General features: G+C 68.1%; 25 protein-coding genes and 1 riboswitch. Of the genes, 9 read left to right on the plus strand and 16 right to left on the minus strand.

Annotation, left to right across the window (positions count from 1 at the left end):
- Positions 1–141 precede the first annotated feature (141 nt).
- On the plus strand, positions 142–741 hold the full coding sequence (locus I8J34_RS13480; RefSeq protein ID WP_214362115.1) for a hypothetical protein: 600 nt from the start codon (positions 142–144) through the stop codon (positions 739–741).
- A 109-nt stretch (positions 742–850) separates the two neighbouring features.
- Positions 851–2365 (plus strand): helicase HerA-like domain-containing protein, encoded by a 1515-nt coding sequence (locus tag I8J34_RS13485; protein WP_214362117.1) that lies wholly within the window; start codon positions 851–853, stop codon positions 2363–2365.
- A 140-nt stretch (positions 2366–2505) separates the two neighbouring features.
- Here I8J34_RS13485 and I8J34_RS13490 read toward each other — a convergent pair whose 3' ends face one another.
- The 5 genes from I8J34_RS13490 to I8J34_RS13510 form a co-directional block, all read right to left on the minus strand.
- On the minus strand, positions 2506–4638 hold the full coding sequence (locus I8J34_RS13490; RefSeq protein ID WP_214362118.1) for a TonB-dependent receptor: 2133 nt from the start codon (positions 4636–4638) through the stop codon (positions 2506–2508).
- A 32-nt stretch (positions 4639–4670) separates the two neighbouring features.
- On the minus strand, positions 4671–6137 hold the full coding sequence (locus tag I8J34_RS13495) for a DUF3526 domain-containing protein (protein WP_214362120.1): 1467 nt from the start codon (positions 6135–6137) through the stop codon (positions 4671–4673).
- 10 nt (positions 6138–6147) lie between these two features.
- Positions 6148–7542 (minus strand): ABC transporter permease subunit, encoded by a 1395-nt coding sequence (locus I8J34_RS13500; RefSeq protein ID WP_214362122.1) that lies wholly within the window; start codon positions 7540–7542, stop codon positions 6148–6150.
- Complete coding sequence (locus tag I8J34_RS13505; RefSeq protein WP_214362123.1) at positions 7542–8246, minus strand: ABC transporter ATP-binding protein; 705 nt, start codon at positions 8244–8246, stop codon at positions 7542–7544. The genes I8J34_RS13500 and I8J34_RS13505 overlap by 1 nt, the downstream gene beginning before the upstream one ends.
- 139 nt (positions 8247–8385) lie before the next feature.
- Entirely contained in the window at positions 8386–9030 is a 645-nt protein-coding gene (locus tag I8J34_RS13510; RefSeq protein ID WP_214362125.1) for a DUF1826 domain-containing protein, read from the minus strand.
- A 131-nt stretch (positions 9031–9161) separates the two neighbouring features.
- On the opposite strand from I8J34_RS13510, the gene I8J34_RS13515 reads away from it, so the two are divergent.
- The gene (locus I8J34_RS13515) at positions 9162–9692 is read left to right on the plus strand and encodes a Fur family transcriptional regulator (RefSeq protein ID WP_214362127.1); all 531 of its coding nucleotides are present in this window, start codon (positions 9162–9164) and stop codon (positions 9690–9692) included.
- 194 nt (positions 9693–9886) lie between these two features.
- On the opposite strand, the gene I8J34_RS13520 is transcribed toward I8J34_RS13515, so the two are convergent.
- Positions 9887–11797, minus strand: a complete 1911-nt coding sequence (locus I8J34_RS13520) for a DUF1631 family protein (RefSeq protein WP_214362128.1) — start codon at positions 11795–11797, stop codon at positions 9887–9889.
- Between the two features lie 122 nt (positions 11798–11919).
- On the opposite strand from I8J34_RS13520, the gene I8J34_RS13525 reads away from it, so the two are divergent.
- Both I8J34_RS13525 and I8J34_RS13530 read left to right on the plus strand, forming a co-directional pair.
- Positions 11920–12489 carry a Tll0287-like domain-containing protein gene (locus I8J34_RS13525; protein ID WP_214362129.1) on the plus strand — a complete coding sequence of 190 codons (570 nt, stop codon included), beginning with the start codon at positions 11920–11922 and terminating at the stop codon, positions 12487–12489.
- A 62-nt stretch (positions 12490–12551) separates the two neighbouring features.
- Positions 12552–12899, plus strand: a complete 348-nt coding sequence (locus I8J34_RS13530) for a cupin domain-containing protein (protein ID WP_214362130.1) — start codon at positions 12552–12554, stop codon at positions 12897–12899.
- Here the strand turns inward: I8J34_RS13530 and I8J34_RS13535 are convergent.
- Entirely contained in the window at positions 12872–13777 is a 906-nt protein-coding gene (locus tag I8J34_RS13535; protein ID WP_214362132.1) for a LysR family transcriptional regulator, read from the minus strand. The two genes, I8J34_RS13530 and I8J34_RS13535, sit on opposite strands and share 28 nt — an antisense overlap.
- A gap of 99 nt (positions 13778–13876) precedes the next feature.
- On the opposite strand from I8J34_RS13535, the gene I8J34_RS13540 reads away from it, so the two are divergent.
- Together I8J34_RS13540 and I8J34_RS13545 are read left to right on the plus strand one after the other, a co-directional pair.
- Positions 13877–14800 (plus strand): DMT family transporter, encoded by a 924-nt coding sequence (locus I8J34_RS13540; RefSeq protein ID WP_214362136.1) that lies wholly within the window; start codon positions 13877–13879, stop codon positions 14798–14800.
- Between the two features lie 70 nt (positions 14801–14870).
- The gene (locus I8J34_RS13545; RefSeq protein ID WP_214362138.1) at positions 14871–15167 is read left to right on the plus strand and encodes a hypothetical protein; all 297 of its coding nucleotides are present in this window, start codon (positions 14871–14873) and stop codon (positions 15165–15167) included.
- 7 nt (positions 15168–15174) lie between these two features.
- Here I8J34_RS13545 and I8J34_RS13550 read toward each other — a convergent pair whose 3' ends face one another.
- Positions 15175–16080 carry a LysR family transcriptional regulator gene (locus I8J34_RS13550; RefSeq protein WP_214362140.1) on the minus strand — a complete coding sequence of 302 codons (906 nt, stop codon included), beginning with the start codon at positions 16078–16080 and terminating at the stop codon, positions 15175–15177.
- Between the two features lie 128 nt (positions 16081–16208).
- On the opposite strand from I8J34_RS13550, the gene fabG reads away from it, so the two are divergent.
- Positions 16209–16952, plus strand: coding sequence for a 3-oxoacyl-ACP reductase FabG (gene fabG / locus I8J34_RS13555; protein WP_214362141.1), 744 nt, complete (start codon positions 16209–16211; stop codon positions 16950–16952).
- Positions 16953–17053: 101 nt separating this feature from the next.
- The gene (locus I8J34_RS13560) at positions 17054–18580 is read left to right on the plus strand and encodes a class I adenylate-forming enzyme family protein (protein ID WP_214362143.1); all 1527 of its coding nucleotides are present in this window, start codon (positions 17054–17056) and stop codon (positions 18578–18580) included.
- Between the two features lie 543 nt (positions 18581–19123).
- Here the strand turns inward: I8J34_RS13560 and I8J34_RS24680 are convergent.
- The 8 genes from I8J34_RS24680 to I8J34_RS13600 form a co-directional block, all read right to left on the minus strand.
- On the minus strand, positions 19124–19603 hold the full coding sequence (locus I8J34_RS24680) for an REP-associated tyrosine transposase (RefSeq protein WP_230411828.1): 480 nt from the start codon (positions 19601–19603) through the stop codon (positions 19124–19126).
- 146 nt (positions 19604–19749) lie between these two features.
- On the minus strand, positions 19750–20115 hold the full coding sequence (locus I8J34_RS13570; protein WP_214362144.1) for a TfoX/Sxy family protein: 366 nt from the start codon (positions 20113–20115) through the stop codon (positions 19750–19752).
- Positions 20116–20258: 143 nt separating this feature from the next.
- A complete protein-coding gene (gene metF, locus I8J34_RS13575; RefSeq protein ID WP_214362148.1) occupies positions 20259–21095 on the minus strand; it encodes a methylenetetrahydrofolate reductase [NAD(P)H] in 837 nt (278 codons plus the stop codon).
- Positions 21092–21937 (minus strand): TlyA family RNA methyltransferase, encoded by an 846-nt coding sequence (locus I8J34_RS13580; RefSeq protein WP_214362150.1) that lies wholly within the window; start codon positions 21935–21937, stop codon positions 21092–21094. Before I8J34_RS13580 ends, metF begins: the two co-directional genes overlap by 4 nt.
- 28 nt (positions 21938–21965) lie before the next feature.
- Positions 21966–22841: a carbon-nitrogen hydrolase family protein gene (locus I8J34_RS13585; RefSeq protein ID WP_214362152.1), complete on the minus strand. Its 876-nt coding sequence runs from the start codon at positions 22839–22841 to the stop codon at positions 21966–21968.
- Positions 22838–23494 carry a GNAT family N-acetyltransferase gene (locus I8J34_RS13590; RefSeq protein ID WP_214362154.1) on the minus strand — a complete coding sequence of 219 codons (657 nt, stop codon included), beginning with the start codon at positions 23492–23494 and terminating at the stop codon, positions 22838–22840. Before I8J34_RS13590 ends, I8J34_RS13585 begins: the two co-directional genes overlap by 4 nt.
- Before the next feature lie 73 nt (positions 23495–23567).
- A complete protein-coding gene (gene ahcY / locus I8J34_RS13595) occupies positions 23568–24977 on the minus strand; it encodes an adenosylhomocysteinase (RefSeq protein ID WP_214362155.1) in 1410 nt (469 codons plus the stop codon).
- Positions 24978–25058: 81 nt separating this feature from the next.
- Positions 25059–25156: riboswitch (S-adenosyl-L-homocysteine riboswitch) on the minus strand.
- 57 nt (positions 25157–25213) lie between these two features.
- Positions 25214–26089, minus strand: a complete 876-nt coding sequence (locus tag I8J34_RS13600) for an NAD(P)-dependent oxidoreductase (RefSeq protein WP_214362156.1) — start codon at positions 26087–26089, stop codon at positions 25214–25216.
- Positions 26090–26136: the final 47 nt, after the last annotated feature.

Below are 26136 nucleotides of genomic sequence, written 5' to 3' on the forward strand. Positions count from 1 at the left end.
CTCGACTCCTGCAATCGTGCTGTTCGGAAAACCGCCATTATACCTACCCGCCCGAGGATGCCGACCCCTCTCCCCGCACAAGCACCGGCGACTCTGCTAGATTGCACGCATGCGCATGACGACCGGATCGAGAGGAGCCCCATGAAGTCCTTGTTTTCCTTGCTGGCCCTGTGCGGGCTGGTGTTCTTCGCCGTGCCGGCGAGCGCCCAGGACCTGACCTTCCGCGGCTGCACCGACAGCGCCGGCCGTGCCGTGCCCAGCCGGCTCGATACCGAGGCCCCGACGCTGGTCACCACACAGATGAGTGCCTCCGGCCCGCTCATCGTCTACAACCCGCGCGCCCTGCCGGAGGTGTCCGACGCCGTGCGCGCCTTTTTCTATGCGCACGAATGCGCCCGCCACAGCCTGGGCATCGTGCGCGACACGCCGTCTGCCGACGCTGCCCGTCGCGCCGACTGCGAGGGGCTGGCCACCTTGCAACGCTCGGGCATGCTGGTGTCGGGAGAAGACGTGGTCCGGTTGCAATCGTCGCTGGTGCTGTCGCCCGAGCAATGGGCACGGGTGCCGGGCCCGGCGCGCGGCTTCGATCTCACCGCCTGCCAGGTGCGCCGCGCCATACCGCCCAGCGATCCGGCCTGGAACCGCTGCGTGCACCGCTGCGGCGACCGCCTGTTCCACTGCGGCCGCAGCGACAGCTGCCAACGCGCCTACGACCGTTGCCAGGCAGACTGCGCCCGCTAGCGCCGGTGTCACAGCGCGTGTCGTGGCGCTCCGTGCCGGCGCCCTCCCCTGTCGGACGGGCGCCCGGCTCGGCTAGACTACGCATCTCCTCCCGCTCTGGACGCCACCCATGACCGAACCGCTCGTCATCGCCAAGGCCGACGGCCGCGACGTGTGTCTGCTGCCGCGCCTGGCCAACCGCCACGGCCTGATCACCGGCGCCACCGGCACCGGCAAGACCGTCACCCTGCAGCGCCTGGCCGAGTCCTTCGCCAGCATCGGTGTGCCGGTGTTCCTGGCTGACGTGAAAGGTGACTTGTCCGGCATCGGCGCCGCCGGCACCGCCTCCGACAAGCTGATGAAGCGGCTCAACGCCATCGGCATCGACAGCTTCGAGCCGGTCAAGAACACCGCGGTCTTCTGGGATGTGTTCGGCCAGTCCGGCCATCCGGTGCGCGCCACCGTCTCCGACATGGGCCCGCTGCTGCTCGCGCGCCTGCTGGGCCTCAACGACACCCAGGCCGGCGTGCTGCAGATCGTCTTCAAGGTGGCCGACGACAACGGCCTGCTGCTGCTCGACCTCAAAGACCTGCGCGCCATGGTGCAGTTCGTCGGCGACAACGCCAAGACCATCAAGACGCAGTACGGCAATGTCTCCACCGCCTCCATCGGCGCCATCCAGCGCGGCTTGTTGGGCATCGAAGAGCAAGGCGGCGACGTCTTCTTCGGCGAGCCGATGCTCGATATCCATGACCTGATGCAGACCGACGCGGCCGGGCGGGGCGTCATCAACGTGCTGGCCGCCGGCACGCTCTACAACAACCCCAAGCTCTACTCCACCTTCCTGCTGTGGCTGCTGGCCGAGCTGTTCGAGCAACTGCCCGAGGTCGGCGACCCCGACAAGCCCAAACTGGTGTTCTTCTTCGACGAAGCCCACCTGCTGTTCAATGACGCCCCCAAGGCCCTGCTCGAAAAGGTCGAGCAGGTGGTGCGCCTGATCCGCTCCAAGGGCGTCGGCGTCTATTTCGTGACGCAGAACCCGCTCGACGTCCCCGACTCGGTCCTCGGGCAGCTCGGCAACCGTGTCCAGCATGCGTTGCGCGCCTTCACCCCGCGCGACCAGAAAGCGGTCAAGACCGCCGCCGACACCATGCGCGCCAACCCCGCCTTCGATGCCGCCGAAGCGATCACCGAACTGGGCGTGGGCGAGGCGTTGATTTCCTTCCTCGACGAAAAGGGCCGGCCCAACATCACCGAGCGCTGCTTCGTCATCGCCCCCGGCTCGCGCCTCGGTCCGATGGACACCGCCGAATGCCAGCAGGCCATCCGTGGCTCGCTGCTCTACGGGCACTACGAAAAAGTCCTCGACCGCGAGTCGGCCTACGAAAAACTCCAGGCCGGTTTCGGCCAGGAGACCGCGGTGGCCGAGGCCCCTGCCAGCGCCCCGGCCGCCGACGATGGCGGCCTGCTCGGCGGTTTGGGCGGTATGCTCGGCGGCATGTTCGGCGGGCGTTCGAGCCGCTCCGACGGCATCATCGAGTCCGCCGCCAAGAGCGCCGCGCGCAGCATCGGCACCCAGGTCGGCCGCGCCATCATTCGCGGCGTGCTCGGCTCCATCCTCGGCGGCAGCACCCGGCGCCGCTAGCGCCGCGGCGCTTTCCCCGCGCCCTCACCGCCGGCGGGCGAGCCCGCCGGGCCGGCCGCCAACAACAAACCGGGCCGCCGGCCGACCTGTGCTTCCAAGGTCGGCGGCCGGCCCGTTCGAACGCCGTGCCTCGGCTCGTATCAGAAGCGCATCCTGACCGAGAGTTCGTAGGTCCGCGGATCGGCGATCAGCGCCTGGCTGGTGCCGTTGTAGCCCCAGTGGGCATACAGTTCGTCGGTCGCGTTGCGGATGCGGAAACCGAGCTCGGTCTGCTTGCCGAGCTTGTGGTCGACCGACAGATCCAGCGTCGTGTACGACGGCAGCTTCGTCGTGTTGGCATCGTCCATATAGACGGCGGCGACATGTCGTGCCCAGGCACCGAAGGTCCATTGCGCCACCGGCGAATAGCGCACGCCGAGATTGGCGACCCACTCGGGAACGAACGGCGGTGTGTTGCCGTCGCGCGAGACCGGCGGATTGCCGGTCGTGTAGTCGTCGTAGCGCGCATGCACGGTGGCGATGTTGGCGTCGAGCTGCCAGTGCGCGTTCGGCCGTACGCCCAGGCTCAGCTCGATGCCCTGTGACGACTGCTGGCCGACGGCCAGCCGGTTGGTCGGCATCGCCGGATCGGGCACGAAGACGTTCTTCTTGACGATGTCGTAGACGGCCGCGGTCCATTCGGCGCGGTTGCCCCAGAAGCTCTGCTTGAGTCCGATCTCCGCCTGTGTCGCCGTCGTCAGATCGAGTTGGCTCTGGTTGCGGTTGAGCAGCAGCAGCGTGCCGCCGGGCTCGACTGCCGTCGCGTAGGAGCCGTAGAGCGTCAGCCCCGGGGTCATGTCGTACACGACACCCAGACGCCAGGAATTGAACGCATGCGATTTCTTCTCGCGCGGTGCGCCGGCCTGATCGTAGTAGATCCAGCGCGTCTCGAAGTGGTCATGCCGGTAGCCGCCGACCAGCTTCAGATCGCGCGTCAGCGACAACTGGTCCTCGACGAAGATCGACCACTGGTCGATCGCCACGTCGCGGGCAAGTTGGCTGCCCGGTCCCTGGAAAACCGTGCTGGGCGGGTTGTGGGCATCCACCGTCTGCGATGGCCCGCCGAATCCGTTGCGCTTGGTCTTGAAATCGGTGCGATTGATGTCGGCGCCGATCACGAAGCGGTTGTCGAGACCGCCGATCTTGCCCTTGTGCAGGGCTTCGAGCCGGTTGCCGAGCAACTGGTGGTCATGGTCGAGCGCGCCCCAGGAGTTGCGGGTCACCGTGCCGCCGGTGTTGAAGCGGTAGTTCTCGACGTTCCGCCAGTCGCGGAAGGAATCGTAGTGGTAGAGCTGGTTGCGCACTTCCCAGGCGCCACCGGGCAGCCATTCGAGATTGGCGCGCCACCAGGTGGTGTCCGCCGACATGCGGTCGTCGCCGAGTTTGTTGTAGTTCTCGTCGCGCAGCGATTTCGACAGCTTGCCGTTGACCAGCGGCGTGCCCCAGTAGGCGTTGTCGGCATCGTCCTTCATGGTGTCGAGCTCGAAGGTCAGGTTCAGGTGGTCGCTCAGCTTGAACAGCAGCGAGCCGGTGAAGCGGTCCAGCGCTTGGCGCTCGTCGTCGATGTTGGTGCCGTAGTGATTGGCGGACAGGTCGACCCGATAGGCGGCAACGCCGTCCTTGATCGCGCCGCCGGTCCCGGTATGGAAGCGATGGGCGTTGAAGCTCGAATAGGCGTAGTCCACCTCGATCGGCTGCGCCGCGAAGCTCGGCATGCGCGACACCAGGTTGACGGTGGCGCCGATCGCGCCCTCGCCGTGCAGCACCGAGGCCGGACCGCGCAGCACCTCGATACGGTCGAAGTTGGCGGCATCGAGGCTGCGCGCCGACATCGACGAGCCGCCCGGCACGCGGACGCCGTTGTAGAGCCAGGCGACCCCATTGGTATGGAAGCCGCGCACCGAGAAGGTGCTCGGCGTGCCGCCCGAGAAACCGCCCGAGAAGCCGGTGGCTTTGCTCGTCGCCTCCAGCACGGTGCGGTCACCCCGTTCCTGGATGGTCTGCTGGCCGATGACCTCGATGCTCGCCGGGACTTCCTTGATCGGCACGCCGAGGCGGGTGGCGGTGTCGGCCGGCAGATCGAGCGGTAGGGTCCGTCGGTCGGGGCTGTCGCTGACGACGACGGCCGGTAGTTTCGCGGCTTCTTCGGCGCCGACCGGCGCCGTCGGCAGGCTGCCGAGTGCACCGAGCACGGCCAGCTGCAGGGGGGACAACGTCTGCCCAGACTGTCTCATTCGTAGGAGATCCTTATGGTCAAGTTGAACGACTATGTCGGTACCACCGAAAAGCGGCGCAGGCGACGGAGCGCCAGACCGCTCAGCACGGCGACCGGCAGGAAAATCTGCAGCAGGCGCAGCGCCAGGTCGCGCACCGTCTCAGCGCGCGGCGCCTCCTGCCAGACGAATTTGGGCATCGTCGAGTAGTCCGCCGCCTGGATCGCCGTGCCGGACTGAACCCGCGGTTCGAAATAGGCCCGCCACTCACGGTGGAAGTCATCGATCTGCCGCTTGAAATGCTGGTGCCGGCGCGCACCGGTCCCGGCCAGCGACGCCAAGGCCTCGTGGAAGATGACCGCCGGCGACAGCCAGCCCAGGCGGTCGACCAGCGCCTGCTGGCCGGCGAGCTGCCGGTCGAACGCGGCGAGCACGCCCTCGATCTCGTGATCGACGTCGCGGTGGATCAGATAGAAGGCACGCAGCCGCGCCGGCACGTCGAAACGCCCCTGCTGCGGCAGCAGCAGTTCCGGTTTGTCGGTGTAGCGGTAGTCGGTGCTGAGCAGTTCGTTGTAGCGGTTGAGCCCCTGGATGGTGACCAGCCGTGTCTCGGTGGCCAGTGCGATCCGCGACGGCGCCGGGCTGAGTGCGGCGACCAGGACGTTGAGCAGCACCGGCGCCACCAGAACGAGGCCGACCCAGGCGGCGATCAGCACGATCGCGTTGGTCGCCGACGAGCGCCCGAAGAGGTTGGCGGCGGCCGCCAACGCAAACCAGAACAGGGCATACGCAGTGGTCAGAAGGCTCCAGCCGGCAAGCAGGGCGAGCTGATCGGGCGCACGGACGTCGGGGCGGAGCGCGAGCAATACCGCCGCCGGCAGCAGCGTCGCAATCGCGAGCAAGGGCAGCAGGCGCACGACCGTCTTGCCCAGTACCAGCGCGCTCAGCGACAGCGGCTGCGACATCAGCAGTTTCAGGATGCCCTGCTCGCGCTCGGCCGAGAGCAGGTTGTAGCTCATCGCGCAGATCATCAGCGGCAGCAGGTAGACCAGCACGAAGGCGAGATCGAAGCGGCCGGAGAGGAGGCTCCACGGATTTTCGATCTCGGCGTCGTACATGAACGTCGCCTTGTTGCGGTAGCTCACCCGGTAGTGATCGGGCAACAGGTCGGACTGCCCGAAGGCCAGCGGCGCCAGCGGCAGGCTGGGCATGACGGCCAGTTGCGCCCCCTGCCCGCCCCCGACCAGGGCCGGGTTGGCCGGGTTCGAGAAGGGCTCGGGCGCCTCCTCGCCGGCCATGATCCGCCGCAGGCGGGCGACATTGTTCACCCGGGTCTCATCCTGCTTGACGAGCAGGGCCGCGATCGTCTGCTCACGCTGCTGCGATGCGTCGAGGCCGTTGTACAAGCCGAGCAGCACCAGAATCGCGGTCAGCACCATCACGGCGACCAGGCTGCGGTCGGCGACGAGCACCCGGCTTTCGTGCCGCACCACCAGCAGGAATGTGCGTATCTCGTTCATCATCCGCTCCTCAAGCGCGCCGTGGCATGGCCACCAGCGCCAGCACGCCGGCCAGCAGGCAGGCGGCGATCAGGGCAAGCTGCGCGCGCCAGCTCTCGCGCAGCGCGAAACCGAGCGGCGGCGCGGCATAGGTGAATGGCGGCACGGTCGCCCAGAATTCAGGACCGGCCTTGTAGGAAAAATGCTGGTGGCCGAGCGGATCGGCATGGTGGATGAGGTCGTGACTGATCAGGTCCTGCATGGTCCGTCGCTGCTGCTCGGCGGCCACCGAAAAATCGCGGTGGTGGGCGAAGTCGGTGCCGGCCACGGCCATCGACAGCGCACGGACGGCGAGCAGCGGCACGAGCACACCGCCCCACTCCTGCATCCGCTGCTGATCGGCGAAGGCGTTCCAGAGCTTGCCGAAGTGGCGATCGAGCACCGTATAGCCGGCCTGGTCGTCGACCTGCAGTGCCTCGCCCCAACGGTTGAGCGGCAGGTCGGCGCCCCAGCGCTTGTCGACACCGAAATGCGACTGCCACGCGCGCGCATGCTCGGCGGAGAGATCGTCGTCCAGGTTGCGGTTGAACTCGACCCGTGTCGGGCTCGGATGCCATTCGCGCGCCAGATCGGAGGCGGCGCGCGGCATCAAGGTGGCGCCGGCAATCCATATCGCCAGCAGCGTGACCAGCGCGATCCGCGAGGTCTTCGCCCACCCCGACACCGCGAGAACGAGAAAGATCATCGTCGAGAAATACAGCGCATAGGTGAGCAGCAAGGCGAGCACGCGGAGCCAGGTATCTCCCCGCGCTTCCGGCGGCGTGCCGGCGGCGACGAAGCCCGCCGCCGCAACGGCGAGCGGCAGCAGCAGGGTGCCCAGGCTGGCGGCCAAGGACAGTGCCTTGCCGGCCAGAAGCTGGCGCGGACGCACGCCCAGGCTCATCAACTGGCGCAGCGTGCCCTGCTCGCGTTCACCGGCGATCGCATTGAAGCCGAGCACGATGACCAACAGTGGGCCGAGGATCTGCAGCACCCAGGCCATCGACAGATTGCCGAAGCGCTGCAGGCCGGTGGCATCCTGCGCGGGCCGGAACTTCACCTCGCTCTGCCGGTGCGCCTGCAGCCAGAGCGTCGAGCCGACGTAGGGGGTGATCCCCGGATCCACGATCGCCAGCGGCGGCAGCGGCTTGAAGACATGCATCCCCTGGTGTGCGGCATCGTGCGGATGGCGCTCGGCCTGGGCGAGCCAGTCCTGGTAATCGAGTTGCTGGGCGGCGGTGCGTTCGCTCTCGACCGCCACACGGTTCTGCCAGCCCACGGCAAGCGCCGCCAGCAGCAACAGCACCGTCAGGCCACCGGCCCACAGCAGGCGGCCATCGCGCAGGCACTCCACGTATTCCCGTCGGGCAATGAGCAGGGTCTTCATCAGGCACTCATGTAGTCGAGGTAAAGCGTTTCGAGCTCACCATGGCTCACATCGGCGGCGGCCATTTCGGCCACCAGCCGCCCCTGGCGCATGATTCCGATGCGTGAGGCGGTCTGTTTGGCGTGGAACAGGTCGTGGGTTGTCGTCAGCACGGCGCAGCCCTCGCCGGCGGCCCGGCGCAGCAGCAGCGAGAACTCGTTGGCGGCCTTCGGATCGAGACCGGAGGTCGGCTCGTCGAGCAGCAACGCCTTGGCGTTCTTGGCGACCGCGATGGCGATGCCGACCTTCTGTCGCATGCCCTTGGAGTAGGTGGACACACGGTGCAGTGCCGCGTCCTGCGCCAGGCCGACGTCGTGCAGCAGGCCGAGCAGGCGCTCGAGAGGCTGGCGCTCGCCGGTGCCGAGCTCGGCGAAATAGGCCAGATTCTCCAGGCCGGAGAGCACGCCGTAGAGCATGACCTGCTCAGGGATGTAGGCGAGGTCGCGCTTGACCTCTTGGGCATGCCGGACGACGTCCTTCCCGTTGATGCGCAACTCGCCGGTCGTTGGCGGGTGGAAGTTGAGGAAGAGGTTGATCAAGGTCGTCTTGCCGGCACCGTTGGCGCCGAGCAGGCAGTAGATGTCGCCGGGCGCGACACGGAGACTGACCGTGTCGACCGCTTTCTTTTCGTTGAACTGCTTGCTGACTGCGATGGCTTCGAGCATGGCGGGCAGGTTCCTCACTGTTGCCGATCGGCGATGGAAGAAGGAGAGGGGGAGGCGGTGTGCGCAAGGACGCTGCCTTGCGCGCCGCTATGCGTTCGACCTGGCGAAGGGGCAGGAACGCGCCGAGGGTAGGGGCGCCCTACCATCCGGCATCGAAGGTGGCCAGCACCCGAGGCGGATTCGGTACCGCCGGCGAGCGATGAACGATGCCGCGCCCGGCGTTGCCTTGCCACAGGCTGCCCTTGAGCAGGGCGACGGCGAAGGGCGGGACGGTTTCGATGCGGTGACCCGGTGGCAACAGCCCGGACGTCTCGTCCGGGCGGCCGCCAGCGCCGGCACCGAGGAAGCGGCGGTCGACCAGGTGCTCCTCGACCCATTCGGTTCCCGGGCCGCGGTAGGTGCACAGCATTCGGATGCCGACACGGTCAACGTGCAGGCGCGGACACATCGGCCGTCGGATCTGCTCCAGGCGCAGCCCGATGGTGGGCGCGTCGAGCAGTTCGCCAAGCATCTCGGCAAGCAGCGCCAGATCCTCGGCCAGCGCATCGCGCCCGGCCCCTGCGGGGAACTGGCCGAGGTCGGGGCGCTGGCCCGGCGACAGGGTCTGGCGCAGACCGGGACCGAGCCGGTCGGCATGCGTTTCGAGCCAGCCGGCAATCTCGGCATCCGGGGCTCTTCGCCACTGGGCGAGTTGTATCTCCGGCTCGAAAATGCAGGTCAGCCCCAGGGCATCGCTCGTGATGCCGGCGCATGTCGTGGTGTCAAGAGGAAGAGGAGCGTTCATCGGGGAGTGTCCGGGATCGTCGGGCCGCGCGCCGCGGCCGTGATCAAACGGGTGTCAGAGAAGGAATGCGTGAATGCAATGTTATAACATTACATTTGTGCATTCCAAGCAAGCCCCTTAAAATTGCCGGCATGACCACCAAGTGCCTCAGCGCCGCCGACGGGAGCGAAGCCTTTCTGAACCGCGCGGCCGCAAGCTGCGAGGCGCGGGGGGCGCGGCTCACGCCGATTCGCCGCGACGTTCTGGACTTGCTCCTACACAACGAGAACGGCCTGAAGGCCTATGATCTGCTCGCGAGGATCAAACAGATCCGGCGCAACGCCACCCCGCCCACCGTCTACCGGGCACTGGACTTCCTGATCGAACAGGGCCTCGTCCACAAGATCGAACGGATCAACCAGTTCGTGGCCTGTCGCCATGAATCGCATCGCGTCCCCGGCCTGTTCCTGGTCTGCCCGCGCTGCGGAAAGGTCAGCGAACTTCACGATCCGGCGCTCATGCAAGCCCTGGCGCAAAGCATTGCCCAGGCAGGCCACGCACTCGATTGCCATGAGGTCGAAATTTCCTCGGTCTGCCCGATGTGTCGTTTGGCGAGCGGTGTCGACGGGGAGGATGGTGTGCCGTCGGGTCGTCCCGGCGCAGGTGACATCCCGGGCCAGTAGATCCGCACAGACCGTTTGACAGATTTCGGAGGCCGCCGCCGTGCCGGCGACAGCCATGTCAAGGCGTTGACTGGCGGGCGTTGGTCAGTGGCCCGTGTCCGAGCATGGACCGTTCAGCGGCAGTCCCGGCCGAGGATATAGCCCCGTGCGGTACCGCCCAACGCGCCGCGTCTGCGGTGCCTTCCCCCGAACCCTCAGGCCGCGCCGGCCCGGCTCGCGCGCAGGTGTTCGGCCGCGCGCCGGGAGAGGTTCGGCCGGCCGAGGGTGAGCTGGTTGGCGGTGGCGAGGGCGCGCAGGCTGACGGCGAGGACGTGGCCGTCGGCGGGGGCAAGCAACAAGCGCATCTGGCCGAGCGGCGTTCGACCCGCGAGAACGCCTTCGAAGATGCTGCCGTCCGGCAGGGAGAGCGCGATGCGGTCGCCCTCGGTGCAGGCGGACCAAGCGGCGGGCAGGCCCGGTGTGCGGCCCACATGCCCGTGGTGTTGCAGGAGCAGCAGCCCTTCGGGCGTGGTGCGCAGCGCGGCGGGACGGTGGGTGGGGGTGTGACGGATCTTGGGCAGGGTGGCGCCGCGCATGACGGCTGAGTGCAACTCCATGCACGGGGCCAGTGCGCGTGTGATGGTGTCTTCGTCGAGGCCGAGTTGAGTGAGACCGCTGCGCAGCTCGCCGACCAGGGCGGGCAGGGATTTGAGCAGGCTGGCTCGGGTGGCTGGGTCGGTCTGGCTGGGGGCGCTGTGGATCAGGCGGTTGGCGGTGTCGAGCCGAGCGCGCCATAGCCGGTCGTCCCGGTCGCGGTGCTGGGCGGCTTGCGCCAGGGCCTGCACCCAGTAGCGTTCGAGCAGGGTCAGCAAGACCGGGTGGGTCTCGGCCAGCATCATCGCGTTGATGGCGTTGGAGGCGCTTTGCAAGGCGATTTCCTTGCGTTCGGCCCGTGCCGCCGCCGCCGCGTAGCGCGCCAGCTGTTCGGCAAAGAGGTTGGTCAGCTCGGCCTGCATGAGGTCGATCGTGGCTTGCGCGCGACCGCATTGCGCGTCGTCCAGATCCGGGGCCGCGGCCAGCTCGTCGAGTGCGGCGCCGATGCGCGGCAGCAGCGTGCCGTGCCGGTTGGCGGGCAGTGCGCAGCCGAGCCGGAGAGTCGATTCGAGCAGTTTGAGCAAGGGGCTGTCGGAATCGTCGAGCAGATCGGGGTGACGCAAGGCCCGGCGCAGGGTCGGCGTGTGCAGGGCGGCCAGGTGCTGGCGCAAATCCGGGGGCACGGCGGTGTCGTCGGCGATCACCTGGAACAAGGCGTCGACGATCTCGATCGCCAGGGCCCGGTCGGGCGTCAGCAGGCCGGCGATTTCCCGCAGCCCGAGCCGCAGTTCGTGGGCGTCGCCCGGCGTGGTGCCGACGAGCCTCGCTTCGAGGCGCTCGATGGCCTCGGCCAGCCGGCGCGGATCGACGGCGGGTGCCGATGCCGTCGGTGTGGCGGTCGGGCCCGCAAGGCTGTGGCGCAGGCTGCCCAGGCCGCCGCCATCGTTCGATCCGCCGGTACGCCGGGGGGGCGTGGCGGCAGTGCTGGGGCGTGGCGGCGGGGGGGTGACTCCGGCGGCGGCGAGCAGGGTGTCGAGTGTCGCGTAAAGGCCGGTGAGCGCTTGGCGCAGCGGTTGTTCGGCGCGCACCAGCAGCCGCTCGCGCGCCTCCGCCGACAGATCGGCCGCATCGGCGAGGGCGCGTAGCGCTTCGCAGGCCGTTTCGGGGGCCAGTGGCGACATCTCGGGTTCGAGATCCGATTGGCCCAACACGGTGAGCAGCCGCAGATGCACCCGCACCAGCGACGGGGCGCAGGCCTCGCGCAGGCGGCGGGCCAGATCGGAGAGGTCGATGGTGTAGGCCAGGTCGTCCTCGTGGATCAGGCTGATGCGCGAGGCGGTCAGGCTGCGCACTGCATCGAAACCCCGGCGGTCGCGCACGCCGGTCAGCTCGTCATAGCGCTGTCCGGCGGCGTCGAGCGCGTGCGCGACCCAGGCGTCGTCGCGAAAGCCGAGTTCGCGCAAGACGGTGTCGAGCATGTTGAGCAGATGGCGTCTGCAGTCGGCGACGGCGGATGTGGCGATTGTCGACATGATGGGCATTGGCGAACGAGTCGCTGGCAGTGTAAGCGCTCTTCGGGCGCACCGCACGTCCATTGGCTGACGCGGCGGTGGGCTTGTGCTTATAATATTAGCTTTTACTAATGAAGAAAGTCATGCGCCCCACCGTTCTGATTGCGGCCTTGCTGTTGGCCGGCCCGGCCATCGCCGAAGATATCGATGCTCTCAAGCGCGACACCCGCGAGAAAGCCCTGCCGGTGCTGCCCAAGGTGGTCAAGATGATGAAGGACACGGTCACCGACAAGGGCGTGGCCGGCGCCATTCCGGTGTGCAAGGACAAGGCGCCGGCGCTGCTCAAGGCGCGCGCTGAGGAGCTCGGCTGGCAGATCCGCCGGGTCAGCCTGAAAACCCGCAACCCCGAGCGCGGCACGCCCGACGCCTGGGAAACCGCCCAGCTCACCGCCTTCGACCTGCGCGCCGCGGCCGGCGAACCGGCAGAGCAGCTGGAGGTCGGTGAAATTGTCAGCGACGCGGCAGGCCACAAGACCTTCCGCTACATGCGCGCCATCCCGGTCGGCGACGTGTGCCTGAGCTGTCACGGCGATCCGGCCGACATCGGCGCGGAGCTCAAGGCCGAGCTGGCGAAGAGCTATCCGCAGGACCGCGCCACCGGTTACACCAAAGGTCAGATCCGCGGCGCGCTGACCGTCGAGCGCCCACTGTAAAGGCTGTTCGCGGCGTATCCTCGCAGCGGCGCCGGCCGATCGGCGCCGCAGGGGAGCGACGCATGGCGGACGAGTACTACTTTGAAGAAGGCTGCTTCATCACCGAGTTGCACAACCGCGCCGACGATCCGGCCGTGTCGGTGGCGCGGGCACGGGTGCCGGTCGGCGTCACCACCCGCTGGCATGTGCTGGCGGGCATCGTCGAGCGCTACCTGATCGAGTCCGGCGAGGGCGAGATGTGGTTGGGTGAGGCGCCGCCCTGGTCGGTGCGCGCGGGCGACACAGTGCTGATCGCGCCCGGCCAGCGCCAGCGCATCCGAAATACCGGCGCAACGGATCTGGTGTTTCTCGCCGTGTGCACGCCGCGCTTCGTGCCTGAGGCCTATTCGGAGGTCGACGCCCCGCCGTGACGCGCCAGGTGGGCGAGCAGCGCCTGCGCGTGGCCGGACAGCGTAGTCGCCTCGCGCACGCACAGGCGCAGGTCACGCCGCGCCCAGTCGTCGTCCAGCGCCAGCGTGACGACCCGGGTCGGCTGGCCCATGCGGGCCACCGTCGAGGCCGGCACCAGCCCGTAACCCACCCCAGCCGCCACCATGCCCAGCACCGCCTCGAAGCTGTGCACCTGGATGCGCACGTCCAGCGGTCGCCCGCGCTCGCCGGCCAGGCCCATCAGAAAGGTGTGGATGCCAGTGCCGCTGTGCAGGGTGACGAAGGGCGCATCCGCCACCTCGGCAAAGCGGATCCGCGCCCGTACGCCGAGCGCGTCGCCGGGCGGTACCACCAGTACCAGCCGGTCGCGCCGGTAGGGCAGCACCTGCAGCTCGCCGGTGCTCACGTCGCCGGCCACCACGCCGATCTGTGCCTCGCCCGAGGCCACCGCGTGCACCACCTCGGGGCTGGTCGCCTCGCGCAGCGTCACGCGCACCTGCGGCTGGGCCGACAAAAAACCGGCCAGATCGTCCGGCAGGAAGATGTTAGTGGCGTTGGTGTTCGCCCACACCGAAACCTGGGCCCGTACGCCGGCCGCGTAGGGCAGTAGGTCGGCATGCATCTGTTCGAGCCGGGCGAGCGCCTGGCGGGCGCCTTCGCGCATCACCTCGCCGGCCGGCGTGAGCGCCATGCCGCGCGGCCGGCGCTCCAGCAATGCCACGCCCGCCGAGGCTTCGAGCCGGGCGATGCGATGGCTGGCCGACGAGGTGGCCAGATGACAGCGGCGCGCGCCGAGCGACAGGCTGCCGGCGTCGGCCACCGCCAGGAAGAGTTGCAGGTCGATCAGGTCGTAGCGCATTCGGTTTCGGATTTGACGAACACAGGCTTGGCATCTTAGCAATTGTTGGCGGCGGGGGATGGTGGCTAAATCGGGGTGGACCGCTCAGGAAACCCCGTCATGACGCCCGCCACCGATGCCTTGCCCCTGCCCCGCCGCCTGCCCATGGCCGGCCTGCTGCTCGCCACCCTGGCCGCGGTCGGCTTCTCGTTCAAGGCGATCCTGGTCAAGCTGGCCTATCGCCATGGTGTCGATGCCGAAACCCTGCTGGCGCTGCGCATGCTGATCAGCCTGCCCTTCTTCCTCCTCATGGGCTGGCATGGCAGCCGGCGCGCCGCCCAGCCGCTGGCGGGGCGGGATTGGATCGCCCTGTTCCTGCTCGGCCTGTTCGGCTACTACCTGGCCAGCTACCTGGACTTCCTCGGCCTGGGCTACATCACCGCGGCGCTCGAGCGGCTGATCCTCTTCGCCTATCCGAGCATCGTGGTGATCCTCTCGGCGCTGTTCCTCGGCAAGCCGCTGACTCGGCGCGTCCTCGTCGCGCTGGTGATGTGCTACCTCGGCGTGGCCTTCGCCGTGGCGCACGACCTGCGCGTGGGCGGCGAGACCACCGAGGTGCTGATCGGCAGCGCGCTGGTGTTTGGCAGTGCGGTGGCCTATGCGCTGTATCTGATGGGCAACGGCGAGGTGGTCGGCCGGCTCGGCGCAGCGCGGGTCACGGCCTGGGCGTCCACCGTGGCCTGCGTGCTCAGCATCGGCCAGTTTCTGCTGATGCGACCGGTGGCCACGCTGCTGCAGCCGGCGCCGGTGATCGGCCTGGCCGCCGCCATGGCGCTGTTCTCGACGGTGTTGCCGATCTGGTGCCTGAGCGAGGCCATCCGCCGCATTGGCGCCGGCCCGGTGGCGCTGACCGGCAGCCTCGGACCGGTGATCACGCTGGGCCTCGGCGCGCTGCTGCTGGACGAATCGATCGGCGCGGCGCAGCTCGTCGGCGCGGCGATGGTGGTCGGCGGCGTGCTGGTGATGGCGCGCAGCAAGCGCTGAGGCCCGCGCCGGGAGCTTTTCGGCCAAGTGCGCGTCCTACAGGGACGAGCCACCCGCAAGGAGCCCCGCCATGAGCCCGGAAACCATGGAAGCGTTGATGGAAGACATCGAGCGCGAAGATCCGCTCGACTTCGGCATGTTGTCGATGGACGAGCACGAAGCCCGCTGCCTGATGGCCAACCACTTCTGCGAGGTCGATCGCCAGCTCGCGTCCAGCGGCCTGGACGCCGAAGCCCGGCTGGAGGTGATGGCTGCCATCGCTGCCCATGCCATGGTCGAAAACATGCTGCTCAATGTCCAGCGCTTGCAGGACAGGGGCGCGGGCGAAGACGTACGCGCCTGGATGCGGCGCCACGGCATGGGGTGAGCTGCGTTCAGCCCGATGACGGCCCGCCGAACAAGGCGGGCGATTCGGCCACCAGCGCGCGCAAAAAATCCCACAGCACCCGCACCCGGCGCAGGCGGAACAGGTCGGCCGGGGCGGCCAGCCACAGCACGCTGTCGGCCACCACTTCGCCGGGCAACACCTGCACCAGCGGGCTGTCGGGCGCCACTGCGTAGGGCGCCAGCATGGCCAGGCCCATGCCCGCTTCGGCGGCCTGGGTCTGGGCCAGCATGCCGGTGCAGGAGAACACCCGCCGCGGGCGTTCGATCAGGCGGTCCAGATAGCGCAGCTCGTCGCTCATCAGCTGATCCTGCACATAGTCGATGAAGGCATGGCCGGCCAGGTCGGCGCGGCTGCGGATGGGCGGGTGCTGGGCGAGGTAGGCGGGCGAGGCGTACAGCAGGTAGTGGAAGGCGGTCAGCCGGGTGACCACATAGCGGCCGCTGGTGGGCGGGTCGAGGGTGACGGCCAGATCGGCTTCGCGGCTGGCCAGGCTCACGAAGCGATGCTGCAGCAGCAGTTCGACCGACAGCTCGGGGTGGGCGGTCATCAGCGTCGATAGCCGCGGCGTCAGCACCCGGGTGCCGAACACCTCCGGCACGCCGAGGCGCACCGTGCCGGCGATCGCGCCGCCGACGCCGCCGGCCGATTCCTCCGCGCCCAGCGCTGCGCTCTCCATCGCTTCGGCGTGGGCCTGCAATGCCTGGCCGGTGTCGGTCAGCACATAGCCGTCGCGGCGCCGGTCGAACAGGGTGGCGCCGAGTGCGGTCTCGAGCCGCGACAGGCGCCGCGCGACGGTGGTGTGGTCGACGCCGAGGCGGGCGCTGGCGGCGGTCAGCGTGCCGGTGCGCGCCACTTCGAGAAAGTGCCGGAAATCCGTCCAGTCAATGTTCATGGGCCGCTCCGCGCTGCTGTGCATATACGCACAACGATACGGTGAGTATGCGCTTTGTTCTGCTTTTATGGGGTGATAAGGTCCTTGCATGCTGCAACCCGCGCAGCCCGTCAGAAGAGGATAGGTGCATGAAACTGAAGGACAAAGTGGTGGTCGTGACCGGTGCGGCCCAAGGCATTGGCGAGGCGATCGCCCGACGCTGTGCGGCCGACGGCGCCACCGTCGTCGTGTGGGACCTGAGCGCCGAGGCCGCCAAGGCCAAAGCCGCCGAACTGAGCGAAACCTACAACGTGACGGCCAGCGGCTGGGCGGTGAACGTGGCCGATAGCGCGGCGGTGAGCGCCGCGGCGGCCGAGGTGGTGGCCGCCTTCGGGCGCATCGACGGCCTGGTGAACAACGCCGGCATCGTTGCCGATGCCCAGCTCAAGAAGATGAGCGAAGAGCAGTGGGACCGCGTCATCAGCATCAATCTGAAAGGCGTCTACAACTGCACCCGTGCCTTCGTCGACACCTTTCTGGCCCAGGGCAGCGGCTCGATCGTGAACATCTCCTCGGTGGTGGGCGTGTATGGCAACTTCGGCCAAACCAACTATGCCGCCGCCAAGGCCGGCGTGCTCGGCATGACCAAGACCTGGGCCAAGGAACTGGGCCGCAAAGGCGTGCGCAGCAATGCCATCTGCCCCGGCTTCATCGCAACGCCGATCCTTGCCTCGATGCCCGATAACGTGCTCAAGACCATGGAATCCGAAGTGCCGCTGGGCCGCATGGGTGAGCCGGCGGAGATCGCCGCGGTGGCCGCCTTCCTGCTGTCGGCGGACGCCAGCTATGTAAACGGCGCGGTGCTCGAAGTGACCGGCGGCTTGACCATCTGAGGCAGGCCTGGGGCGATGGCAGGGGTGGCCCCCTGACAAGCGCCCCGATGACCCGGCCGAGGCGGCCCGCAGAGGCCGCCGGCCATGAAGGAGGAGACAACATGCAGATCGACGGACTGATCGCGCATCACGCGCGCTATCGCCCCGAGCACACCGCGGTGGTGTTCGGCAAGCAGCGGCTGAGCTGGGACCAGTTCAACCGCCGCGTCAATCGCCTCGCTCATGCGCTGCGTGCCTCGGGCGTGACCAAGGGCGAGCGGGTCGCCACCGTGCTGCCCAACTGCCTGGAGTTGCTCGACATCTACTGGGCCTGCGCCAAGCTCGGCGCCGTGGTGGTGCCGCTGTCGCCGCTGCTCACCGCCAGCGGGCTCGAATCGCTGCTGCGCGATGCTGCGCCGATGGCAGTGTTCGGCACCCGCGAGACGGCGGCCCAGTTGCTGCCGGTCAAGCCAAGACTCAAGTCGGTGCGCTGCTGCGTGCTGGTCGGCGCCCTGGCCGATGGCTGCCGCCCCTATGCCGACTTCACCGCCGAGCGCTCCGAGCGCGACATCGGCGCCGAGATCGCGCCCGACGATGTGTTCAACATCATGTACACCAGCGGCACCACCGGCCTGCCCAAGGGCATCGTGCACACCCACCGGATTCGCGCCCACTACGGCACGCTGTTCGCCAATGCCTGGCGCATGGGGCCGGAATCGGTGGTGCTGCACACCGGCGCCATCGTCTTCAACGGCGCCTTCGTCACCCTCATGCCGGCCTTCACCCTCGGTGCCCGCTATGTGCTGGCCGAGCGCTTCGACGCCCAGGCGATGATCGACACTATCGCCGCCGAGGGCGTGACCCACACCATGATGGTGCCCTCGCAGATCGTCGCCATGCTCAATGTGCCCAACTTCGACCCGGCACGCCTGCAGTCGCTCGAGATGCTGCTCTCGCTCGGCGCACCCTTGTCGGTGGCGCACAAGGACATCCTCGAAGCCGCACTGCCCGGGCGTTTCTACGAGCTGTACGGCCTCACCGAAGGCTTCGTCACCATCCTCGACCGCGACGACGCCCAGCGCAAACGCGGCACCGTCGGCGTGCCGCCGCCCTTCTTCGAGATGAAGATCGTGCGCGAAGACGGCAAGACCGCGGCCGTCGGCGAGATCGGCGAAATCGTCGGCCGCGGCCCGATTCTCATGCCCGGCTACTACCGGCGGGACGACCTCACCGCCGACGCGATTCGCGACGGCTGGCTATACACCGGCGACCTCGGTTTCGTGGACAAGGATGGCTACCTGAGCCTGGTCGACCGCAAGAAAGACATGATCGACTCCGGCGGCGTGAAGGTGTACCCGCGCGACATCGAAGAAGTCATCGTCCAGCACCCCGCGGTGCTCGAAGCCGTGGTGTTCGGCATCCCCGACGACAAATGGGGCGAAACCCCGGCCGCCGCCGTCACCCTCAAGGCCGGCCAGCACATCGAGGCCGACGCCCTGCGCGAATGGACCAACACCCGGGTCGGTGCCCGCTACCAGCGGCTGTCCACCTTGGACCTCGTCGACCAGTTCCCGCGCAACGCGGCGGGGAAGATCCTCAAGCGGGAATTGCGCGAGCCGTATTGGGCGGGGCGCGAAGTGAAGATCTAGTTCCCGCTACGAACGCCGTTCCCGGCGTCGGGCCTTCGGCCCTCGGTCGGGCTACGTCGAACCGCCGGCGTGATCGAGGCGATGCACCCGTAGCCCGGGCGAGCGTAGCGACCCCGGGAGCGTCGGTGGAGCGGGGCACCGTTCCCGGCGTCGGGTCTTCGGCCCTCGGCCGGGCTACGTCGAACCGCCCGCGTGATCGAGGTGATGCACCCGTAGCCCGGGCGACCGAAGCGACCCCGGGGCCGTCGGTGGCGCCGGGCACCGTTCCCGGCGTCGGGCCTGCGGCCCTCGGCCGGGCTACGTCGAAGTGCCGGCGTGATCGAGGCGATGCACCTGTAGCCCGGGCGAGCGCAGCGACCCCGGGGCCGTCGGTGGAATCGGGCACAGCTCCCGGTGTCGGGCCTGCGGCCCTCGGCCGGGCTACGTCAAACCGCCGGCGTGATCGAGGCGATGCACCCGTAGCCCGGGCGAGCGTAGCGACCCCGGGGCCGTCGGTGGAATCGGGCACCGCTCCCAGTATCGGGCCGTTGGCCCTCGGCCGGGCTACGTGTCCGTGCCCCAGTTGGCGGCGATGCGTCCGCTCGCGATGAAATGATGGATCGTCGAATACGGCCAGTCGGTCGGCTTCCCGACATGGCCATGCTTCACCGGATTGCCGTGGATGTAGTCCACATGGCGTTTCAGGTCATCCTCGTCGCGCACCGTGTGCTCCCAGAACCGGCTCTGCCAGACGCCCCGAGTCGCCAGCCCCTGCTGCTGCAAACCGCATGTAAACGAGCCCTTGATCTGTCGCCAGCGCAGCGAGTAGTCGGCATCGCCGTCGGGGAGCGTCATGACCATGTGCAGATGTTCGGGCAGTACCGCCATGGCGTCGATGCGGAACGGATGGCGCGATTGGGTGCGCGCGATGGCGACACGCAGCAGGTCGATGTGTCGTATCAGCCAATCCGAACGCCGGTCCCGCAGGGTGACGGTGAAGAAATAGGTGCCGCCCGGAACATGGTTGCGTCGGTATCTGACCATCCGGCGAGGATAGCCGATGGCGGCGGATCAAGCGATTGTCATGCGTAGCCCGGGCGAGCGCAGCGACCCCGGGAGCGTCGGTGGGTGGGGCACCGTTCCCGGCGTCGGGCCTGTCGGCCCTCGGCCGGGCTACGCGGCTACCCGGGTTACCCAGGTTTGCGTCGCGGCTTCTTCGGTTTTCGGTTCCGCAGCGCGCATTCGATCGCCAGCCGTGCCCAGGGCGCCATCGCGGCGGGGCTGTCGAGGGCTTCTTCGGGCGCTGTCCAGTAGCCCATCGAAAAAGTCTTGCCGTCTTTCTGGGTGTAGATGAAGCGGCTGCAGCCGGCGTCGATGAAGGCTTTTTCGCTCTCGGTGTCGGCCTTGAGGTAGAGCGTTTCCCAGGCTTCGAGGGCGAAGAAGAGGTCGTCGAGGTAGAAGCCCCAGCCGCCGAACATCGACTTGACGCGCACGGCGCCGAGCGGGGCGAAGAGCTCGAGGGCGTGGGTGACGATTTCGGGGGGCTTGCGGGGCATGCTTGGGGCCTCGTTGAGCTGTGTTCCCGGTGTCGGGCCTGCGGCCCTCGACCGGGCTACGGTTCGGTCTGTAGCCCGGGCGAGCGAAGCGACCCCGGGAACGTCGGTATAGCCGGGCACCTCGCCCGGCTACATGGGTGACATCATGCCGTGAGGCCGAGGCGCTCGACGATGGTGCTGGTGGGGCCGGCCATGTTCATGCAGTAGAAATGCAGGCCGGGGGCGTCTTCTTCGATCAGGCGGGCGCAGAGGTCGGTGACCACGTCGAGGCCGAAGGCCTTGATGGCGTCGGCGTCGTCGCCGAAGCTTTCGAACTTGCGGCGCATCCAGCGCGGGATCTCGGCGCCGCAGGCGTCGGAGAAGCGGGCCAGCTTGGTGAAGCTGACGATGGGCATGATGCCGGGCACGATGGGGATGTCGACGCCCATGGCGGTGCATTCGTCGCGGAAGTGCAGGTAGGCGTCCACGTTGTAGAAGTACTGGGTGATGGCCGAGTTGGCGCCGGCGTCGACCTTGCGCTTGAAGGCGGCCAGATCGGCCTGGGCGGTGCGTGCCTGTGGGTGGTACTCGGGGTAGGCGGCCACTTCGATGTTGAACCAGTCGCCGGTTTCGCTCCGGATGAATTCGACCAGTTCGTTGGCATAGCGCAGCTCGCCCGGGTCGACCACGCCGGAGGGCAGGTCGCCGCGCAGGGCGACGATGCGGTGGATGCCCTTGTCCTGATAGCGCTTGAGGATCTGGCGGATGCTGTCGCGGGTGGCGCCGACGCAGGACAGGTGCGGCGCGGCGGCGAGGCCTTCGGCCTGGATCTCGAACACGGTTTCGAAGGTGCGCTCTTGCGTCGAGCCGCCGGCACCGTAGGTGACGGAGAAGAACTCGGGCTTGAGTTGCGCGAGCTGGGCGCGGGTGGCGCGCAGCTTGTCGACGCCGGCAGCGGTTTGCGGCGGGAAGAATTCGATGGAGAAGGGTGTCGGGCTCATGCGTCGTCTGTGGTGTCGGGGAGGTGGGCGGCGAGGAAGAATTCCCGGTTACCGTCGCCGCCGGTGATCGGGCTGTCGAAATAGTCGTCGACCGTCAGGCCGGCCGCTTCGGCGGCGGCTCGGATGCGGGCCTCGACGCCGGCGTAGAGGCTCGCATCGCGCACGATGCCGCCCTTGGCCAGGCCCTCGCGGCCGACTTCGAATTGCGGTTTGACCAGCGCCAGCACCCGGCCGCCGGGGCGTAGCAGCGTCGGCCAGCGGGGCATCAGCAGGGTCAGCGAAATGAAACTGGCGTCGCACACCAGCAGGTCGAAGCCGCCTTCGGGCCAGGCGTCGCCCAGGTCGTCGGCGCTCAGGTCGCGGGCGTTGAGACCTTCGAGGCAGGTGATGCGCGGGTGCTCGTGCAGCGAGGAGTGCAGCTGGTCGTGGCCGACTTCGACGCCGACCACATGGCGTGCGCCGGCCTGCAGCAGGCAGTCGGTGAAGCCGCCGGTGGACTGGCCGATGTCGAGGGCGGTGAGGCCGTGCGCGGCCAAGCCGGTGCGCGCCATGGCGCCGGCCAGCTTGAGGGCGCCGCGCGAGACATAGCGGTCTTCCTGGTCGGGGATGACGGTGAGCTCGGCGTCGTCGGGCAGTGCCAGCGAGGGTTTGGTGACCGGCTGCTCGGCGCTGCGCACGCGGCCGGCGGCGATCATGCGCTGGGCGGCGGTGCGCGACGGGGCCAGACCGCGCGCGACGAGCAGGCTGTCGACCCGCTGCAGGCCGTGGCGGTCGACCTCCGGGGGGCTGGCGGGGGCCGGCGTCGGCGCCGGGCGGGCGGTGCGGCGGTGGAAGGATTTCACCGGTGCGGATTCCGGGCAGGCGTCGCTGTCATTTGACCTTGACCACTTCCACCGGGTGCTCGTAGACGTCCTTGCGCTTGTCGTAGAGCGGGATGGTGGTGCCGTTGAGGCGGTTGCTCTCCAAGTCGGCCAGGTCGACTTCGGCGACGATGATCTGCTCGATGTTGGGCGTGCCCTCGGCGGCGATGCCGTCGCGCGCGAAGGCGAAGTCGGAGGGGGTGATGATGCTGGCCTGGCCGTAGTGCAGGCCGAGGCCTTCGACCGGCAGGTTGCCGACGGTGCTGGTCATGACCACGAACACCTGGTTCTCGATGGCGCGGGCGTGGCAGCAGTAGCGCACGCGCAAAAAACCCTGGCGATCGTCGGTGCACGAGGGCACGAAGAGGATGTCGGCGCCGGCCTCGCACACCATGCGCGCGAGTTCAGGGAACTCGATGTCGTAGCAGATCAGGATGGCGATCTTGCCGAAGGGCGTGTCGAACAGGCGCAGCTGGTCGCCGGCGTCGGTGTTCCACTTCTCGCGTTCCCAGCGGGTGCGGTGGATCTTGTCCTGCTCGTAGATCTCGCCGGTGGGGGTGAAGTAGAAGGCGGTGTTGAGCAGGCGGCCGTCTTCGGTCAGGTGCGGGTGACTGCCGCCGATGAGGTGCACGTTCCACTGTGCGGCCAGCTCCTGCATCAGATCCTTGTAGCGGCGGGTGTAGTCATGCATGTTGCGCACCGCTTCGCGCACGTCGGTGGTGTCCATGAAGGACAGCAGCTGGCTGGTGAAGATCTCGGGCAGCAGGACGAACTGCGGTTTGTAGTCGCCCGCGGCCTTCATGATGAAGCGGACCTGGTTTTCGAAGCCGGACCAGTCGTGGATCTGGCGCAGCAGGTATTGAACGGCAGCGATGCGGACTATCACAGGGCGATCTCCTTCGGGACGACGGTGGGTCGCTGCGGGTCGTAACCCGGATTGAGCCACACGATGATCGAGGCACAGCCGCGGGATTCTTCGTCCTCTGGAATGTAGTCGTCGATGACCCCGCAGTAGCTGAAGCCTTCCTTGAGCTGGAAGCTCAGCACCTGGTCGCGCAGGTCGCCCCAGACGACTTTCTGCGCATAGAACTCGGCACTCATTTCGTCGGCGTAGCGGTGGTAGCCGGGCAGGCGGCCGCAGGCGATGATGCGCTTGAGGTTCATGGCCCGGCACAGCTTGCGGCGCGCTTCGTACAGCAGATGGCCGATGCCCGTGCCCTGCATTTCCGGCGCGACGAAGACCTCGGCGCCGTACAGCGTGCGGCCGTCGGGGTCGTGGTTCTCGAAGGTGCCGGCGCCGGTGATTTCCTTCCAGGAATGGGACTCGGCCCAGTCGTCCCAGCGCACGATCATCGAACTGGCGCAGCCGACCACGCCGTCGTCGGTCTCGGCCACCACCTGGCCTTGGGGGAACACGTCGAGCTGCTCGCGCAGCTTGCGGCGGCTCCAGGGCGGAATCGAGGGGTAGACGCGTGCCTGCAGTTCGATCAGCGCCGGGATGTCTTCCTTGCGTGTCTGGCGCACCCAGGGTCGTTTCATGCAGAACTCCTCATGAACCGGGCGGCCGGACCGCCGCCTGGTGTCATGGCGGTGGTCCGGCCCGCGGATTGGATCAATACCGATAGTGTTCCGGCTTGTACGGGCCGGCCTTGGGCACGCCGATGTAGGCCGCCTGTTCGTCGGTCAGCTCGGTGAGCGTGACGGCAAGCTTCTTGAGCTGCAGACGGGCGACCTTCTCGTCGAGGTGCTTGGGCAGCGTGTACACGCCCACAGGATACTCCTCGGTGCGGCTGTAGAGCTCGATCTGGGCGATCGTCTGGTTGGCGAAGGACGAGCTCATCACATAGCTCGGGTGGCCCGTGCCGCAGCCCAGGTTCACCAGCCGGCCCTTGGCCAGCAGGATGATGCGCTTGCCGTCGGGGAAGATCACATGGTCGACCTGCGGCTTGATCTCTTCCCACTCGTATTTTTCGAGCGAGGCGACATCGATCTCGTTGTCGAAGTGGCCGATGTTGCAGACGATGGCCTGGTCCTTCATGGCGGCCATGTGGTCATGGGTGATCACATGGAAGTTGCCGGTGGTGGTGACGAAGATGTCGGCCTTGTCGGCGGCGTATTCCATGGTCACCACGCGGTAGCCTTCCATGGCGGCCTGCAGTGCGCAGATCGGGTCGATCTCGGTGACCCACACCTGGGCCGACAGCGCGCGCAGGGCCTGGGCCGAGCCCTTGCCCACGTCGCCGTAGCCGCACACCACCGCCACCTTGCCGGCAATCATCACGTCGGTGGCGCGCTTGATGCCGTCCACCAGCGATTCGCGGCAGCCGTAGAGGTTGTCGAACTTGCTCTTGGTGACCGAGTCGTTGACGTTGATCGCCGGGAAGCGCAGGTCGCCGCGCGCATGCATCTGGTACAGGCGATGCACGCCGGTGGTGGTCTCTTCGGTCACGCCCTTGATCTGCGCCAGGCGGGTCGAGTACCAGCTCGGGTCGGTGGCCAGTTTGGCACGGATGGCGGCGAACAGGAGGGTCTCCTCCTCGCTGGTCGGCTTGGCCAGCACGGCGATGTCCTTCTCGGCCTTGGCGCCCAGGTGCAGCAGCAAGGTGGCGTCGCCGCCGTCGTCGAGGATCATGTTGCTGTAGCCGCCGTCGGCCCACTCGAAGATGCGGTGGGTGTAGTCCCAGTAGTCCTTGAGCGATTCGCCTTTCACGGCGAACACCGGCACGCCGGCAGCGGCGATGGCGGCGGCGGCATGGTCCTGGGTCGAGAAGATGTTGCACGAGGCCCAGCGCACTTCGGCGCCCAGCGCGGTCAGCGTCTCGATCAGCACCGCGGTCTGGATGGTCATGTGCAGCGAGCCGGTGATGCGCGCGCCCTTGAGCGGTTGGGTCTTGGCGAATTCCTCGCGGATCGCCATCAGGCCCGGCATTTCGGTCTCGGCGATCTTGATCTCGCGGCGGCCCCAGTCGGCCAGTTTGAGATCGGCAATCACGTAGTCGTTGAAGTCAGTCACAGCGTTCATGGGTTGCTCCATGCTATGACCGGGGGGAGGGGGATCGGCATTCGGGCCTTCTCACGCACCTCCCGTGCCCGGCACGGGTTGATGTCGTGAGCGCCGTTGATTCTCACCGCCAGCGGCGGCTTCCGAGCCTGGGGCGTCGGTCAGGGCGACCTGACGACCTCGCAGCGCTCCTCGGAAAGGAGGCCAGTATACGCAAGCGCCTGAAAAACATGAAGCGTTCGCGGATCGGTGGTGCCTCAGCCGGGGTTGCTCTGCCGGCAGGCTTTGAGCACCGCCGCATCGTCCTCCTCGGCCCAGCCCAGCGCACAGGTGCGCTGGAACACCGCCTGCGCCGCCGCGCCCAGCGTGAGCGGTTGATCGACCGCGCGGGCGCAGTCCAGCGCCAGGCCGATGTCCTTGGTCAGGATGCGCGCATGGGCGCGCGGCGCAAAATCGCCCGCCAGCGCCCGCGGGATGCGGTCGGCGGTGATCCACGACTGGCCGGAGCTGGCGCACACCACGTCGAGCACGGTCTTCGCGTCCAGCCCGAGCCGCTCGGCCAGGGCAAAGGCCTCGCCCGCCGCGGCCAGATTGACTGCCGCCAGCAAGTTGTTGACCAGCTTGGCCTTGGCGCCGTCGCCCGGATGCGGGCCGATGACGAAGCGTGACTTGGCGAGCATCGCCAGCAGCGGGGCGAGCGCTTCGACCAGTGCCGGGTCGCCGCCCAGCATCATGCTCATGCCGCCATCGCGCGCCCGTGCCGGGCCGCCGGAGATCGGCGCGTCGAGCGTCTGCCAGCCGGCCCTGGCCAGACCGGCGGCGCAGTCGATCACGTCATTCGGCGCGATGGTGCTGCAGATCATCACCGCCCGCCCGGCGCCGTCGATGCTGGCCACTCCGTCGGGGCCGAGCAGCACCTGGTGCGTCTCGGCACCGGTGCCGACCACGGTGATCACCACATCCACCGCCGCGGCCAGCGCAGCCGGAGAGTCGGCCACTGTGGCGCCGGCGGTGCAGGCGATGGTTTCCGGCCCGTCGCACAGGTCGCGCACCGTCACGTCCACGCCACGTTCGCGCAGGTTGAGGGCCATGGCCAGGCCCATGTTGCCGATGCCGATGATGCCGACGCGCATGGCGTGTTCCTCGAAGAAGCCGCCTCGGGCGGGGTGCGATGACTCTA

It is taken from the genome of Denitromonas iodatirespirans (assembly GCF_018524365.1).
GTDB lineage: Bacteria > Pseudomonadota > Gammaproteobacteria > Burkholderiales > Rhodocyclaceae > Nitrogeniibacter > Nitrogeniibacter iodatirespirans.

What these genes read in the sequence shown, in the direction of transcription:
- I8J34_RS13480 (WP_214362115.1), top strand. Translation starts at nt 142, where the DNA reads ATGAAGTCCTTGTTTTCCTTGCTGGCCCTGTGCGGGCTGGTGTTCTTC.
- I8J34_RS13485 (WP_214362117.1), top strand. Translation starts at nt 851, where the DNA reads ATGACCGAACCGCTCGTCATCGCCAAGGCCGACGGCCGCGACGTGTGT.
- I8J34_RS13490 (WP_214362118.1), bottom strand. Translation starts at nt 4,638, where the DNA reads ATGAGACAGTCTGGGCAGACGTTGTCCCCCCTGCAGCTGGCCGTGCTC.
- I8J34_RS13495 (WP_214362120.1), bottom strand. Translation starts at nt 6,137, where the DNA reads ATGAACGAGATACGCACATTCCTGCTGGTGGTGCGGCACGAAAGCCGG.
- I8J34_RS13500 (WP_214362122.1), bottom strand. Translation starts at nt 7,542, where the DNA reads ATGAAGACCCTGCTCATTGCCCGACGGGAATACGTGGAGTGCCTGCGC.
- I8J34_RS13505 (WP_214362123.1), bottom strand. Translation starts at nt 8,246, where the DNA reads ATGCTCGAAGCCATCGCAGTCAGCAAGCAGTTCAACGAAAAGAAAGCG.
- I8J34_RS13510 (WP_214362125.1), bottom strand. Translation starts at nt 9,030, where the DNA reads ATGAACGCTCCTCTTCCTCTTGACACCACGACATGCGCCGGCATCACG.
- I8J34_RS13515 (WP_214362127.1), top strand. Translation starts at nt 9,162, where the DNA reads ATGACCACCAAGTGCCTCAGCGCCGCCGACGGGAGCGAAGCCTTTCTG.
- I8J34_RS13520 (WP_214362128.1), bottom strand. Translation starts at nt 11,797, where the DNA reads ATGTCGACAATCGCCACATCCGCCGTCGCCGACTGCAGACGCCATCTG.
- I8J34_RS13525 (WP_214362129.1), top strand. Translation starts at nt 11,920, where the DNA reads ATGCGCCCCACCGTTCTGATTGCGGCCTTGCTGTTGGCCGGCCCGGCC.
- I8J34_RS13530 (WP_214362130.1), top strand. Translation starts at nt 12,552, where the DNA reads ATGGCGGACGAGTACTACTTTGAAGAAGGCTGCTTCATCACCGAGTTG.
- I8J34_RS13535 (WP_214362132.1), bottom strand. Translation starts at nt 13,777, where the DNA reads ATGCGCTACGACCTGATCGACCTGCAACTCTTCCTGGCGGTGGCCGAC.
- I8J34_RS13540 (WP_214362136.1), top strand. Translation starts at nt 13,877, where the DNA reads ATGACGCCCGCCACCGATGCCTTGCCCCTGCCCCGCCGCCTGCCCATG.
- I8J34_RS13545 (WP_214362138.1), top strand. Translation starts at nt 14,871, where the DNA reads ATGAGCCCGGAAACCATGGAAGCGTTGATGGAAGACATCGAGCGCGAA.
- I8J34_RS13550 (WP_214362140.1), bottom strand. Translation starts at nt 16,080, where the DNA reads ATGAACATTGACTGGACGGATTTCCGGCACTTTCTCGAAGTGGCGCGC.
- fabG (WP_214362141.1), top strand. Translation starts at nt 16,209, where the DNA reads ATGAAACTGAAGGACAAAGTGGTGGTCGTGACCGGTGCGGCCCAAGGC.
- I8J34_RS13560 (WP_214362143.1), top strand. Translation starts at nt 17,054, where the DNA reads ATGCAGATCGACGGACTGATCGCGCATCACGCGCGCTATCGCCCCGAG.
- I8J34_RS24680 (WP_230411828.1), bottom strand. Translation starts at nt 19,603, where the DNA reads ATGGTCAGATACCGACGCAACCATGTTCCGGGCGGCACCTATTTCTTC.
- I8J34_RS13570 (WP_214362144.1), bottom strand. Translation starts at nt 20,115, where the DNA reads ATGCCCCGCAAGCCCCCCGAAATCGTCACCCACGCCCTCGAGCTCTTC.
- metF (WP_214362148.1), bottom strand. Translation starts at nt 21,095, where the DNA reads ATGAGCCCGACACCCTTCTCCATCGAATTCTTCCCGCCGCAAACCGCT.
- I8J34_RS13590 (WP_214362154.1), bottom strand. Translation starts at nt 23,494, where the DNA reads ATGAAACGACCCTGGGTGCGCCAGACACGCAAGGAAGACATCCCGGCG.
- ahcY (WP_214362155.1), bottom strand. Translation starts at nt 24,977, where the DNA reads ATGAACGCTGTGACTGACTTCAACGACTACGTGATTGCCGATCTCAAA.
- I8J34_RS13600 (WP_214362156.1), bottom strand. Translation starts at nt 26,089, where the DNA reads ATGCGCGTCGGCATCATCGGCATCGGCAACATGGGCCTGGCCATGGCC.